We start from the raw sequence: 14,245 nt of genomic DNA on the forward strand, positions 1-14,245 counted from the left end.
GTTGGAGGGTTGGCCACACCGCCGTCGACCGCAGGCGCACCGCCGTCGTCGCCTTCGCTAATGCCACCGGCGGCTTCCGCCAGCGGGCCACGCATGACCGGTTGCGATTGCCCAACCAGCGGCAACGGCATCGGCTGGGAAGAACCGGCGAAATCAATCGACGGGTTGGCGCCATTTTTTGGCGCGGCCTGACCCAGCGGCAATTGCCCCTGTTCAGCGTTTGGCGCGGTCGGCGTTTTGCCCCGGCCAGGAATCAACACAGCTGCGGCAACCGCCACGACCACAACGGCACCAATGGCCAATACGTGCTTCTTCGGCATTTTGAACCCCATACTTGGACGCTTGACCGCTGAACGGCTGGCAATCATGGCTTCGATCATTGCATCGCGGGCGACCTGATTGATGATGCCAGGCCAGCCTCCAGAGCTCTCATGTATATCTGAGATCTGCTGAGCGCTAAAGAGTTCGATTCCGCGCCCTGCACCTTCAAGGCGCTGAGCCAGATACTCGCGGGTTTCTTCTTCGGTGTACGGCTGCAATTCGATGACGTGGAAGCGCTCTTCATCACCGCTGAGCTGCTCAAGCCCGGCAATCATCGACGGCTCGCCGAACAGGAACACATGCGGACGGCCTTCAGGCGTACCGGCGGCCAGGCCCAGCAAGGCTTCCTGAGCTGAGTCGTCGAGTTGCTCGGCATCATCGACCAGCAAGTAGACTTCTTGACCGGTGAGGGCCAATTGCACCACTTGCTTGAGGATCGCGTCGACTTCAGGCCGGGCCACGTTCAGGGTTTGCGCCACCTGGCGCAAAATACCTGCCGCATCGCCTGCACCGCGCGCCGATACCACCACGCTCTGTACCGACTGCTTGTTGGTGCTGGCCACCAGTGCCTGGCGCAGCAAGGTCTTGCCGCTGCCTTCAGGGCCGGTCACCACCAGCAGTAACTGGCTGTAGCGGGCGAGGTGGTGCAATTGCCCCAGCACGGGCTTGCGCTGTGCAGGGAAAAACTTGAAACCCGGCACCCGAGGGGCGAACGGGTCATGGGTCAGCTGGAAGTGACCGAGGAACGCCTCGTCGGCATGCAAACTAGTCATCGGGATCTTATTAACCTTTAAGCTGAGCCAGCGCGCGGTAATCCGCACCCAGCGTGGCTTGTAGAACCTCTTGTGGATAATCGTCGGTCACTGTCGCTTCACCGATGCGACGCAACAGCACCAGGCGCATACGACCGTCGATCACTTTTTTATCAACTGCCATGTGCTGCATGAAATCAGCCGGACTCATTTCAGCAGGCGGCACCACCGGCAAGCCGGCGCGCTCGAACAGGCGAATCCCGCGGTCACGCTCGGCGTCAGTGATCCAGCCCAGACGTGCGGACATTTCCAGCGCCATAACGGTGCCAGTTGCCACCGCTTCGCCGTGCAACCACACGCCATAGCCCATGTGGGTTTCGATCGCGTGGCCAAATGTATGGCCCAGGTTAAGCGTAGCGCGTACACCCGACTCGCGTTCATCAGCGCCCACAACGATGGCCTTGGCCTCGCATGAACGGTAAATCGCTGCAGTCAGGGCCTGTTGATCAAGGCCGCGCAGGGCATCCATGTTGTCTTCAAGCCAGGTCAGAAACGGCTCGTCGCAGATCAGCCCGTACTTGATGACTTCTGCCAGGCCTGCCGACAGCTCGCGCTCAGGCAAGGTGTTGAGGGTTTGGGTATCGATCAGCACCAGATTGGGCTGGTAGAACGCGCCCACCATGTTTTTGCCCAGCGGGTGGTTGATGCCGGTTTTACCGCCGACCGACGAATCGACCTGGGACAGTAAGGTGGTCGGCACCTGAATGAAATCAACGCCGCGCTGGTAGCACGCCGCCGCAAAACCGGCCATGTCCCCCACTACGCCGCCGCCCAGAGCGACCACGGTGGTGCGACGGTCATGACGAGCAGTGAGCAGGCCATCAAAAATCAGCTGCAGGGTTTCCCAGTTTTTGTGCGCTTCGCCATCCGGCAGGATGATCGGCACCACAGAATACTGCGCGAGGCTGCGCGTCAGACGCTCGAGGTAGAGTGGCGCAACGGTTTCATTGGTCACAATCGCCACTTGGCGGCCAGCGATGTGCTCGGCCAGCAACTCGGGCTGATCCAACAAACCTTCGCCAATGTGAATTGGGTAACTACGCTCGCCTAGATCAACCTTCAGTGTCTGCATGAAACCCCGTGCCTTGTTTCGCAATTATCAAGTGATGGCATGCCGCTGTGCGGTCATGGTCGGCGCCGAGGATAACGCATTTCGTGGCGCACTTTAACGGGGAGGCAGCTGCCCCAGCCGCTCGAGAATATCCAGAACCACCATTCGTGGCGGCCGCTCATCGGTTTCTACCACCAGGTCGGCGATTTCTCGATAAAGCGGGTCACGCATGGCCAGCAAATCGCGCAGGGTTTTCTCGGGGTTGGCAGTGCGCAGCAAGGGCCGATTGCGATCGCGCGCGGTGCGGGCAACCTGCTGCTCAACCGATGCATGCAAATACACCACGCGCCCGCCCGCCCACAGCGCCTTGCGGTTTTCGGGACGCATCACGGCACCGCCGCCCGTCGCCAACACCACGCCATCGGCCTCGCACAGCTCGGCGATCATGGCCGATTCGCGATCACGAAAGCCTGGCTCGCCTTCTTTATCGAAGATCCACGGGATATTGGCACCGGTGCGCACTTCAATTTCCTTATCGGAATCTTTAAATGGCAGGTGCAGCTCTTTGGCCAGCAAACGTCCGATGGTGCTTTTACCAGCCCCCATGGGCCCAACAAGAATCAAATTTCGCACAGAATCAATGACTCACAGCAATCGCCTGGTTGCTCATAATACGCGGAGTAAGGAACACCAGCAGCTCGGATTTTTTTTCCAGCACAACGTCTTTGCGGAAAAGTCGGCCAACATACGGCAGATCGCCTAAAAATGGCACTTTATCTACCACATTGCTTTGAGTATTTGAGAAAACACCGCCGATTACGATGGTTTCGCCATTTTTGACCAGCACCTTGGCGTTGACCTCGTTCTTTTTGATCGGCGGCACGTCATTGACCATGTTCATGTAATCCGGCTCGTCCTTGGTCACCACCACGTCCATGATGACGCTGTTGTCCGGCGTGATTTGCGGGGTCACCTCCAGCGACAGGGAGGCTTCCTTGAACGACACCGAGGTAGCGCCGCTGGCACTGGACTCTTGGTATGGAATTTCGGTGCCTTTAAGGATTTTGGCGGTCTCCTTGTCGGACGTGACCACTTTGGGTTGAGAGATGATTTCGCCATTGCCGGTTTTTTCCATGGCGCTCAACTCAAGGTCCAGCAAGACGTTGTTGCTGATAAAGGCGATGCCCAAGCCCGAGGTATTGCCCCTGACACCCATGTCGACAAAGGGCGCACTCATCTCGCCCGCTCCGGCGCCCGTGCCGCCGACACTCCAGTTGCCACCCACATTCAAGGTGCCACCCCAGCGCACCCCCAGATGGCGTTCAAAATCCACCCCGGCCTCAACAATGCGCGCTTCGATCATGACCTGACGAACCGGCACGTCCAGTTGCGCCACGATGCGCCGCAGTTCGGCCAACTGCTCGTCCGATTGCAGCGCGATGATGTTATTGGTTCGCTCATCGACGGTGATTGAACCTCGCGGGCCCATGCCGTCCTGGCCGTGGGTAACGGACTGGAACAGCTTGGCGATGTCACTGGCCTTGGCGTAATTGACCTGCACCAATTCGCGTCGCAACGGCGCCAGCTCAGCCCGGTGGTTGTGCGCCTCCAATTCGTGGCGCTCACGGGCGGCGATTTCTTCAGCAGGGGCTATCAACAGCACATTGCCTTCGAGGCGCTTGCCAAGGTCTTTGCTCGCCAGCACCAAGTCCAGCGCCTGATCCCACGGCACCTCCTGCAAATTGAGGGTAATGCTGCCTTGCACCGCATCACTGACCACCAGATTGAACCGGGTAAATTCGGCCAATAGCTGCAACACCGTGCGCACTTCAATGGCCTGAAAATTCAGCGAGACCTTTTCCCCGACATACACCGGGGGCGGCGCCACGACAGGGGGGTTAGCTGACAACGGGGGTTGCTGCTGGGCGATGGCCAGCGCTGCCTGCGAATTCAGCGCACTCCATAGCGCCAGTGCACAGACCGGGAAAATCCTTTTCATGGTGTTTATCCGTTAAGACTGCTGCTTTAAAGGGATGCTCAGGGACCTTTCCAGCCAACCGCCCTGACCATCTGAAATCACTTCAAACACTTCAACATGTGCGCGATTGATCGAGGCAACCTGCCCGTTATTGCGCCCCAGGTAGTCACCAACCCTTAAACGGTGCACCAACCCATTAGCGCGCAACAGGGCGTTGGCCCCGTGCTCATTGGAAAACGTGCCGACCATCTCGAAGTGCTCAAGGGCCAGCCCCTCCAGAAAATGCCGGGGGCGGTCGTTGTCCAGGTCTTCGGCCACCAGCAAGCTGGGCTGCCAACGCCCTGTTCCGCCGTCAAGTTGCGCCTGAAAAGGGCTGCGCAACCCCGCCGCTGCATACGCCACCACAGCAGGAGGCTCGACACGCGGTACAGCCGCCATAACGGCGACCGGGCCCGCCGGCACTGCCTTTAAAGAGGCTTGCAGTTGCGCAAGGTTGTGCGCGTGATCGCAGCCCGTCAGGCCCGCCAGACAGCAGGCACCGAGTAGCCGAAAGCCAACACTCATAGGATCTATCCTTGATCGTAGGTGCGGTAGGTCTTGGCCAGCAGCGTCATGCGCAACTGGCCGTCGTTTGTCTCATTGAGTGGGGTGAGGGTAAAGTCATGCAGGGTGACAATGCGCGGCAGGCCCGCCAACTGGCTGACGAAATGCCCCAGGTCGTGGTAGCCGCCAATCAGCACCAGCTTTAACGGCAGTTCGGCGTAGAACGGTTGCAACACCTCGGGCGACCACTGAATGTGCTCGATCTGCAAACCGCTGGTCTGGCCGAGACGAGACATGTCGTCCAGCAGGCCGGGCACTTGGGCCTGAGCAGGCAGTTGCTTTAAGACGTCGCTGAACGCCGCTTCCAGCTCATGCATCGACAGCAACTGGGCTTCCAGGCTCGCGACTTGAGCAGCCCTGGCAACAAATTCGCTGTGCAGCGCCGCTTCGGCATCACGCTGCTGGGCAAGCTGGTTAATCGGCGACCGCAGCATCAGCCCGTAGCCCATCACCAGCACTGCACTCACTAACAACAGTGCAACCAAGGCCTTGAGCTTTAGCGGACCATTACTGACACGCTCAACGCTCAGGTCTCGCAAATCAAAATGGCTCAAGCGCGCCAGCCACTGAGCAACCATCAGAACTGGGCGCCGGTATGGGCATGCCGCGTTTGGCGCACACTCATTTGGAACAAGCGCTGCGGCCCTTCGCTTGGACTGGAACCTGCCTGCACGTCGATCAGCACCGGCGCTTCAAGCCAATGCGAGGCGTCCAGATTGCGCATCAGCTCGGCAACGAGGCTGTTGGACTGCGCAACCCCGGTGATCACAAGGGTCTGGTCAGACATTTTTACGTCGGTGAAAAACACGCCCTTGGGCAAGCTGCGCGCCAACTGCTCCAAAATGATCCCGCTGTCAGACCGGTTGCCCTGTAGCGTTTCGATGGTCTGCATGCGCTCAAGCAATTGCTCGCGGCGCACTTTCAACTGGTCGATCTGCTCGGCACGACCATCCAGTTGCACCATCGAGCTTCTGATCAAGTCGTTGCGCGCCAGCTGCCGTTCAACGGCCCGGTCAATAAAGTGGTCGATCACAAACAACCCGCCTACCGCCACCGCTGACAGCGCGATCAGTACGACTACAAAACGCTTACGTCGTTTTTCTCGCAACAGGGTGCGCCACGGCAGTAAGTTGATGCTCGCCATTAATCAAACCCCCTCAAGGCCAGACCGCAGGCAGTCAACAACATCGGGGCATCGCAACGCAAGGCTTGAGGTGTAACCAAACGGCTAATGGTCATTTGCGAAAACGGGTTGGCAACGTGCACGGGCAGCCCGAGGCGGGCCTCGAACCAGGCACTCAGGCCGCTGCGGGCGCCGATTGGCCCCGCCAACCAAAGCGATTGCACGGCGGGCGCTACAGCTGATTCGGCGTATTGCTCAAGCCCACGCTTCACCTGCTCCAGCGCGCCCGGGTTAAAGCCGCCCTCTTCAAGTGTGCCGGCGCCAAACAACAGCTCACGGGCATAAAGCACCTGCCCTTGGTGCACGACACTGAGCAGCGTGGTGTGGCCCGCTACGTCGATGACGGCCACGGTGGCCGGCACCTGCGCCTCAGCGACCAACGGTGTTGCGCCTTCAATCGCACGCGCCAGCGCATGGGCCTGAACCGCGATCACTCGCGCCTTGAGCCCGGCCTGGCTCAGCACCGCCTCGTACCACGCCAAGGTTTGCTGGCGGCACGTCACCAGCAGCACGTGCAGCTGTTCGGGGTTGTTTGGTGAAGGCCCCAGCACGTCGAAATCCAGGGCGGCTTCGTCCAGGGCATACGGAATGTATTGCTCGGCCTCAAGCCGCACATAAAGCTCCAGATCGTCATCGCTGAGCCCGGCGTCCACCTCAAGCTGTTTACAGATGACGTGCGTGTCCGGCAGCGCCACCACCGCCTCGCTCGCCGACACCGAAGCGGCACCCAGCGCCTTGAGCAGCACCTGGGCGACACTTTTCGGCTCGGCGCTGGTCTGATCGTCCATGAGCGTGGCGGGCAGCGGTTCAACCGCATAGGCCTCCAGCTGGAAGGGGCCGTTTGAACGGCTCAATTCGACAATTTTTATCGTGTGCGAGCCAATGTCGACACCCACATACCGCTGGCGGGCTTTACAAAAATATCCGGGCACTGTGATTTTCCCTAATGCATTCCGTGACTTACGGAGGGTAAAAAATGAGATCCGTTCATAACCCGTTCTGACATGCGGCCCATGACGCTGGCAGCCGAAAAATGCTTATAATGCCGGGCGTTTTTTTCCGCATCGTCGACCCGGCGCAGCATGCGCACTACCCTGACGTGCAAACCCATTTCTTAATCTGGAAATCCAAAAGCCTTGATTCGTCTGCTGAAGTTTTTCGGGTGGTCTTTCGTTGCCGTGGTCTGCGGGCTTTTGCTCGTGCTCAGCGGCGCGTTTCTCTATCTTAGTCCTGGCTTGCCGTCCGTAGAGTCGTTGAGAAGCATCCAGTTGCAGATTCCTTTGCGGGTCTACACCAGCGACGGGAAATTGATTGCAGAGTTTGGCGAAATGCGCCGTTCTCCGATCAAGTTCGCCGACATTCCGCCCAATTTCATCAATGCACTGCTCTCGGCAGAAGATGACAACTTCGCCAATCATTACGGGGTTGATCCGAGCAGCTTGATGCGTGCCGCCAGCCAGCTGGTAAAAAGCGGACACATACAATCGGGTGGCAGCACCATCACGATGCAGGTGGCGAAGAACTATTTCCTCACCAGTGAGCGGAGCTTTTCACGCAAAACCAACGAAATTCTGCTGGCTCTGGAAATCGAACGCGAGCTGACCAAGGACGAGATCCTTGAGCTGTACGTGAACAAGATTTACCTGGGTAACCGCGCTTACGGCATCGAGTCTGCTGCGCAGGTTTACTACGGCAAGTCGATCCGTGACCTGAGCCTGGCGCAGATGGCAATGATTGCCGGTCTGCCAAAAGCCCCTTCGCGCTTCAACCCGCTGGCCAACCCGGTGCGCAGTAAAGAACGCCGCGACTGGATTTTGGGCCGCATGTACAAGCTGGGCAAAATCGACCAGGCCAGTTATGAAGCCGCGATTGCCGAGCCAGTGAACGCCAGCTACCACGTGCCGACGCCAGAAGTGAACGCGCCTTACATCGCTGAAATGGCCCGCGCCGAAATGGTCGGCCGTTATGGCAGCGAGGCCTACACCGAAGGTTATCGCGTTACTACGACCGTCCCGAGCGACCTGCAAGAGCTGGCCAACAAGTCGGTTGAAGACGGCTTGATGGTCTACGACCAACGCCACGGCTATCGCGGCCCTGAATCACGCTTTGCCGGCAAATCTCCGTCGGCCTGGGCTCAGGAGCTGACCAAACAGCGCACCATCAGCGGGCTTGAGCCGGCCATCGTGACCCAGGTCGACAAAGACGGCCTGCAAGTATTGACCCGTAACGGCGAGGCTCACGTCCCGTGGGACAGCATGAAATGGGCGCGCAAGTTCATTAACACCAACAGCATGGGCCCGATGCCCAAGCAGCCTTCGGATGTGGCGCAAGTTGGCGATTTGATTCGCCTGCAACCGCAAGCCAATGGCACCTACAAATTCAGCCAGGTCCCTGACGTGCAAGGCGCGCTGGTGTCCCTTGACCCGGACAACGGCGCCATTCGTGCACTGGTGGGCGGTTTTGCCTTCGAGCAAAGCAATTACAACCGTGCCACCCAGGCCAAACGCCAACCGGGCTCCAGCTTCAAACCGTTCATTTACAGCGCCGCCCTGGATAACGGCTACACCGCCGCCACCCTGGTAAACGACGCACCGATCGTGTTTGTCGATGAGTATCTGGACAAGGTCTGGCGCCCGAAGAACGACACCAACACCTTCCTTGGCCCGATCCCGCTGCGTGAAGCGCTGTACAAGTCGCGCAACCTTGTGTCGATCCGCACCCTGCAAAGCCTGGGTGTCGACCGCACCATCGACTACATCAGCAAGTTCGGCTTCAACAAGCAGGACCTGCCGCGCAACCTGTCGCTGGCCCTGGGTACTGCCACCCTGACGCCGATGGAAATCGCCACCGGCTGGAGCACCTTTGCCAACGGCGGTTACAAAATCACGCCGTACCTGATCGACAAGATTGAAAGCCGCAACGGCGAAACCCTGTTCGTGGCCAACCCGCCAAGCGTTCCGAAAAACGCCAGCAAAGACGTACCTGCTGAGGCCGCCGCGCTGACCATTGACACCATCAACGCCGCCCCTGGCCTGCCCACCGCAGAAACCCAGGCCGTCGCTGAGCGTATCGTGGACGGGCGCACCACTTACATCCTCACCAGCATGCTGCAGGACGTGATCAAACGCGGTACCGGCCGCCGCGCCCTGGCGCTGGGCCGTACCGATCTGGCAGGCAAAACCGGTACCACCAACGAGTCGAAAGATGCGTGGTTCTCGGGTTATAACGCCGATTACGTGACCACCGTATGGACCGGTTTCGACCAACCCGTGAGCCTTGGCCGTCGCGAGTACGGTGGCACCGTGGCCTTGCCGATCTGGATGAGCTACATGGGCGGCGCGCTCAAAGGCAAGCCTGCTCACACCCAGGCCGAACCGGAAGGCATCCTCAGCCTGCGCATCGACCCGGCCAGCGGCCGCATTGCCTCACCGGGCACACCGGGCGCCTACTTTGAACTGTTTAAAAGCGAAGACACACCGCCGACCAACAGCGAACTGGGCAGCACCCCGGCACCGGGCAGCCCGCTGCCAGCAGAAGACGGGGCGCCAATAGATCTCTTCTGACGAAGAGAGCGCCAAGGGGGTTAGCTGCAAGCGGCAAGTTTGAAGCCGCTTGCAGCTAACCCCCTTTTGTTTAGGGCTGCTGAACACAGTCGCCATACACCTCAGTCACACTTGGCACCTTGAACCTCAAGCTGTACAAGCGCTGGCGGGTGATGTGGAGCCGGCTCAGCTCACGCATCAACAGGTTGATCATGCGTTCTTGCTCATGCGGGTTCGCATACACCTCACTCACCACGGCCTGATAGCGGCTACGCAGTTGCTGGGCGATTTGCTCAAACGCGAGGTCAGCCGCCCTCACTTCAGCTTCTGTGACTTCAGGTTCACGAGCCTCCAATGCGGCTTGTGAACGCTGCAATGTAGCCCAACTGCTCGCCACATAACTGTCTACACCCAACGACTCCCCAAAGCCGATCCCAAACATCCCGTCGCACTCGGGCCTGTCACGCACCCTCTCAAACACCAAACGACTCAGCGCATGCTGGGTCACGATATCGCTTGTGGGTGCCCACATCAGGTGCGCACTCTCCTGGCCGGACGCCAGCGGCATGAAGTGGCACAAGGCTCCGTGATGCTGATACAGCTCGCCGGTCAACGCGCCAAGGCCCGCCACAAAAACACCCAGCTCAGGCGGCGTATGGTTAAAGCGCTGCGCGGCGTGCCCGTGATACGTCGACAGCCGGGTGTTCATCCAGCTGCCCGGCAGGCTGGGCAACGGGTCGTGATGGTGGACCATGCGGTAATGCGTCAGCGACTGTGCCGCTCGAACAAAGGCCGCGTCGCCCGCACGGGGCGCGCCGTAGGTATAAAGCTGCACGTCACGATGGCGCAGCATCTGGCACAGGATCAGCGCGATGGCGCCACTTACGCCGTGCCCGCACATCAGCACTTTATGCCCGCCAAAGCCGTTATTCAGGCACGTACTCACGCGCTCATAGAGGCGCTTGGCAGCATGGTAAAAGCCCCGGTGCACGCGGCCTGCCCCCTCTGCAAAGGGCACCGGCTCACATTCGCCATCCCCCAAAAAGTCCGGCGCCGGGCGCGGATCGCGCACGGCGATCAGCAACAGTTCAGGGTTATGGGCCATAAACAGCTGGTCGCAGCCTCCCAGCACCGGCTGAAAACGCTGTGAATACGCTACGTTCTGGTACAGCGGACGATAGCCATGACGCTCAGACGCGGCAGCCTCCAGGATGCCGCCGCCGTGCGCGGCCACCAAGGCCATTTGGTAGCGATTCAGGGCACATGGCTGGCCCGCGCCCGACAACATGAGGCTTTGAGCACGCAATACTCCGTTGATTTCTCCGCGCCCAGTAGCGTCCAGGCCAACGTGGTGACGCTGGCCCTGTTCATCGGCCAATTGAAGACAGGTATTCAGGAGATCAGGCACTGGTGTCTGCATATCAGAAGGCGTCATGGGCAGGAGTCAAAAAAGGAGAGCAGACGCTAACGGATAGTGCCGGGGATGGATGTAGGAAAATTCTCGAAATACACAAGAAATACTTGAGAGACAAACAGTCGCTTTCAGCCCCCTTAACGCAAAAAGCCCCGACTCTTGCGAGCCGGGGCTTTTGCTTTGACGCTACGCGGGCTTAGCCGTTGAAGACGTCATCCACGCTTTTCAGCGGGTAGTGTTTCGGGTACGGCAGGGTGGCCACACCGGTCTCGATAGCGGCTTTAGCCACGGCATCGGAGATCAGGGTGATCAGGCGCTTATCCATTGGTTTCGGGATGATGTACTCACGACCGAATTCCAGTTTGATGCCGCCGTAGGCGTCGCACACTTCTTGTGGCACTGGCAGTTTGGCCAGTTCACGCAGTGCGTTGGCCGCTGCGATTTTCATTTCTTCGTTGATGCGCTTGGCGCGAACGTCCAGGGCACCACGGAAGATGAACGGGAAGCCCAGTACGTTGTTGACCTGGTTCGGGTAGTCCGAACGGCCAGTGGCCATGATCACGTCGCTGCGGGTGGCGTGAGCCAGTTCCGGAGAGATCTCTGGATCCGGGTTGGAGCATGCAAACACGATCGGGTTGGCCGCCATGGACTTCAGGCCTTCAGCGCTCAGCAGGTTCGGGCCGGACAGGCCTACGAACACGTCAGCGCCTTGCAGGGCGTCATCCAGGGTGCGTTTTTCGGTCGCGTGAGCGAACACCGCTTTGTACTGGTTCAGGTCGTCACGGCCGGAGTGGATCACGCCGGTACGGTCGATCATGTAGATGTTTTCGATTTTGGCGCCCATGCTCACCAGCAACTTCATGCAGGAGATGGCCGCTGCGCCTGCGCCCAGGCACACGATCTTGGCTTCTGGCAGGGTTTTGCCAGCGATTTCCAGGGCGTTGATCATGCCGGCCGCGGTCACGATCGCGGTGCCGTGCTGGTCATCGTGGAAAACCGGAATGTCGCACTGCTCGATCAGAGCGCGCTCAATTTCAAAGCACTCAGGTGCCTTGATGTCTTCGAGGTTGATGCCGCCGAAGGTGATGGAAATACGCTTAACGGTATCGATGAACGCTTGCGGGCTTTCGGCGTCGACTTCGATGTCGAACACATCCACACCGGCAAAGCGCTTGAACAGCACGCCTTTGCCTTCCATAACCGGCTTGGACGCCAACGGGCCGAGGTTGCCCAAGCCCAGAATTGCGGTGCCATCAGAAATTACGGCGACCAGGTTGCCCTTGCCGGTGTACTTGTAGGCCAGCTCAGGATCGCGGGCGATTTCGCGTACTGGCTCGGCTACACCCGGGCTGTATGCCAGCGCTAGATCGCGGGCAGTCGCAGTAGGTTTGGTGAGCTCGACGCTCAGTTTCCCCGGGCGGGGCTGGGCATGATATTCGAGAGCGGCGGTTTTCAAATCAGACATATAGGCATTCCGCTTTTTTTCTGTTGGACGACGGACCGCCGAGCATACGCGTGTCGTAAAGTCCCGACAAGACTGACCAGTCAGCAGTGTCAAGGGCTTTACCCTACGACTTTGGGCCAAGAACCGCGTCCTAGAAGGGCTGAATGTCCACAATTTAAATATAAAATTGTCTACAACTTTACATTCGAAATGGTTTTTATCATCCCTGGATGGGTCAGTGACAGCATCCAGCGCGCCTGCCCTGATTTCAAACCACCGCGCTGGGCACGATCCAGCACCCAGCCGCGCACCTCGATTTGCTTGCCCTGCAAGCGATTGAGCACAGCCTGATCGAAGTTGCTCAAGTACTCAGGGGCAATGCGCACCACCGCCCCGCCTTGCAGATCAATCCACAGGCCACCACGGTTTCGCTGCACCCGGGTGACCTTGGCACTGACCAGCGCAAAGCCCGAACGGTTAATGTGCTGCGGGGCCAGCACCGGCGATTGTCGCCACAACCCGAGCGTGGCCGCACGGGCACGCTGCTCGGCGGCCTGCTGGCACTCGAGCAGTTCAACGTTAGGCGCCAGGGCGACTTGAAACCCCAGGCCATCGGCTAGCAACTGTGCTTCGAAATTGCTGCCATTGGCGCCGAAAACATGGGCCAGAGTACGCCCATAGCGATCTAGCGGCTGCAACCCCGGCAGCAAGCCGACACGCCCGTCACTCTGCGTGACCAGTGCTTGCAGGCGTTTGCGTGCGGCATCGGCAAACGGCTCGTCAGGGCGGCCCTTTTTACCGGTTTCCGGGGCATTGAGGCCAATCAGGCGCACGCTGCGGCCATCTTTAAGCCGCAGCGAGTCGCCATCGACCACGCGTTCCACCTGCGCGTAGCTGACCGCGCGCGGCGCCGGGCACAGTACCTGTGCCTGAACGGCGGAATACCAAATCGCGGGCACAAAAAAGGCGCCCACAAGGGACGCCTTTTTCATTAACCCGGTCAGACCCAAAAGCCTGGCCAAGGTCATGTGCCTTACTCGGCGACTTTTTTAGCGCCGAAAGCACCAAAACGAGTCTTGAAGCGATCAACACGACCGCCAACGTCCAGAGTTTTTTGCTTACCGGTGTAGAACGGGTGGCACTCGTTGCATACGTCAGTACCCAGTGGCTTGCACAGGTTAGAACGAGTTTCGAACTTGTTGCCGCAGCTGCAAGTTACTTCGATCACTTCGTACGCTGGATGGATATCGGCTTTCATGGGGTATTCCTCAGGCTAGCGTGCCGCCACTCAACACCATTGTTGAATACCGCACGTAAATTTAGGGCGGGAATGATACCAGACCTTTAAACAGACGCAAGCACCGGGGGTCGGCTGTTTCTTGATCTTCATCTACGGTTTTTCAGCCACCCCGAACCTGCTTCCGGGCGCGTTGTCTGCTAGGCTCCCGGCCATATTGAACGCCGACCACTTGAGAGCCCCGCGTGCCCGACGCCATTTTGCGCCTTGCCCTGCCTTCCCCTTTGCGCCGCCTGTTTGACTACCGGGCGCCTGCGGGCGTGCTGCGCAGTCAATTACAGCCTGGCATGCGCTTGCGGGTGCCGTTCGGGCGACGGGAAATGATCGGCATTCTGGTCGAGGTGGTCGATCACAGCGAAGTCCCGGCCGACAAGCTCAAGCCGGCCATCGCCCTGCTCGACACCACGCCACCGCTGCCCGCCTCGCTATTCAAGCTGTGCCTGTGGACGTCGCAGTATTACCAGCACAGCTTGGGCGACACACTGAGCTGGGCCCTGCCCGTGCTGCTGCGCCAGGGCGAACTGGCCGAAGCGCGCCAGGAGCGTTTCTGGCAGATAGCCCCCGGCGCCAAGCTGGATGACCCGCGTATCGCCCGCGCCC

At 59.5% G+C, this 14,245-nt stretch carries 13 protein-coding genes and 1 pseudogene; 2 read left to right on the forward strand and 12 right to left on the reverse strand.

The genetic code is table 11. The features are described from left to right. The 8 genes from GHO41_RS25910 to pilM all read right to left on the reverse strand — a co-directional run. Window positions 1–1,094 (reverse strand): ExeA family protein (locus tag GHO41_RS25910; RefSeq protein ID WP_153357218.1); only part of this gene is annotated, 1,094 nt, incomplete at its 3' end. Window positions 1,095–1,104: 10 nt separating this feature from the next. Continuing rightward, window positions 1,105–2,205, reverse strand: a complete 1,101-nt coding sequence (gene aroB, locus GHO41_RS25915; RefSeq protein ID WP_153330510.1) for a 3-dehydroquinate synthase — start codon at window positions 2,203–2,205, stop codon at window positions 1,105–1,107. A 93-nt stretch (window positions 2,206–2,298) separates the two neighbouring features. Then, window positions 2,299–2,817 carry a shikimate kinase AroK gene (gene aroK, locus GHO41_RS25920; RefSeq protein ID WP_048366711.1) on the reverse strand — a complete coding sequence of 173 codons (519 nt, stop codon included), beginning with the start codon at window positions 2,815–2,817 and terminating at the stop codon, window positions 2,299–2,301. Window positions 2,818–2,821: 4 nt separating this feature from the next. Then, a complete protein-coding gene (locus GHO41_RS25925; protein WP_153435036.1) occupies window positions 2,822–4,183 on the reverse strand; it encodes a type IV pilus secretin PilQ in 1,362 nt (453 codons plus the stop codon). A gap of 12 nt (window positions 4,184–4,195) precedes the next feature. Then, window positions 4,196–4,726, reverse strand: coding sequence for a pilus assembly protein PilP (locus tag GHO41_RS25930; protein ID WP_153435037.1), 531 nt, complete (start codon window positions 4,724–4,726; stop codon window positions 4,196–4,198). Window positions 4,727–4,731: 5 nt separating this feature from the next. Beyond that, the gene (locus GHO41_RS25935; protein WP_153435038.1) at window positions 4,732–5,343 is read right to left on the reverse strand and encodes a type 4a pilus biogenesis protein PilO; all 612 of its coding nucleotides are present in this window, start codon (window positions 5,341–5,343) and stop codon (window positions 4,732–4,734) included. Beyond that, the gene (locus tag GHO41_RS25940; protein ID WP_048366715.1) at window positions 5,343–5,909 is read right to left on the reverse strand and encodes a PilN domain-containing protein; all 567 of its coding nucleotides are present in this window, start codon (window positions 5,907–5,909) and stop codon (window positions 5,343–5,345) included. The genes GHO41_RS25935 and GHO41_RS25940 overlap by 1 nt, the downstream gene beginning before the upstream one ends. Then, window positions 5,909–6,880 carry a type IV pilus biogenesis protein PilM gene (gene pilM / locus GHO41_RS25945; protein WP_371929043.1) on the reverse strand — a complete coding sequence of 324 codons (972 nt, stop codon included), beginning with the start codon at window positions 6,878–6,880 and terminating at the stop codon, window positions 5,909–5,911. Before pilM ends, GHO41_RS25940 begins: the two co-directional genes overlap by 1 nt. A 207-nt stretch (window positions 6,881–7,087) precedes the next feature. Between pilM and GHO41_RS25950 the strand changes: the two genes are divergently transcribed. After that, complete coding sequence (locus GHO41_RS25950; protein ID WP_371929044.1) at window positions 7,088–9,511, forward strand: penicillin-binding protein 1A; 2,424 nt, start codon at window positions 7,088–7,090, stop codon at window positions 9,509–9,511. Between the two features lie 70 nt (window positions 9,512–9,581). On the opposite strand, the gene GHO41_RS25955 is transcribed toward GHO41_RS25950, so the two are convergent. The 4 genes from GHO41_RS25955 to rpmE all read right to left on the reverse strand — a co-directional run bounded on the left by GHO41_RS25955 (window position 9,582) and on the right by rpmE (window position 13,606). Then, complete coding sequence (locus GHO41_RS25955) at window positions 9,582–10,898, reverse strand: lipase family protein (protein WP_178126586.1); 1,317 nt, start codon at window positions 10,896–10,898, stop codon at window positions 9,582–9,584. Window positions 10,899–11,100: 202 nt separating this feature from the next. Then, window positions 11,101–12,369 (reverse strand): malic enzyme-like NAD(P)-binding protein, encoded by a 1,269-nt coding sequence (locus GHO41_RS25960; protein WP_048366718.1) that lies wholly within the window; start codon window positions 12,367–12,369, stop codon window positions 11,101–11,103. Window positions 12,370–12,539: 170 nt separating this feature from the next. Continuing rightward, on the reverse strand, window positions 12,540–13,376 hold the full coding sequence (locus GHO41_RS25965) for a thermonuclease family protein (protein ID WP_153435040.1): 837 nt from the start codon (window positions 13,374–13,376) through the stop codon (window positions 12,540–12,542). Between the two features lie 5 nt (window positions 13,377–13,381). Next, the gene (gene rpmE, locus GHO41_RS25970) at window positions 13,382–13,606 is read right to left on the reverse strand and encodes a 50S ribosomal protein L31 (protein ID WP_048366720.1); all 225 of its coding nucleotides are present in this window, start codon (window positions 13,604–13,606) and stop codon (window positions 13,382–13,384) included. Window positions 13,607–13,830: 224 nt separating this feature from the next. Between rpmE and GHO41_RS25975 the strand changes: the two are divergent. Beyond that, a pseudogene (locus GHO41_RS25975) lies at window positions 13,831–14,245 on the forward strand (primosomal protein N'); the annotation flags it as partial.

Source organism: Pseudomonas sp. FSL R10-0399 (assembly GCF_009600165.1).
Lineage (GTDB): Bacteria > Pseudomonadota > Gammaproteobacteria > Pseudomonadales > Pseudomonadaceae > Aquipseudomonas > Aquipseudomonas helleri.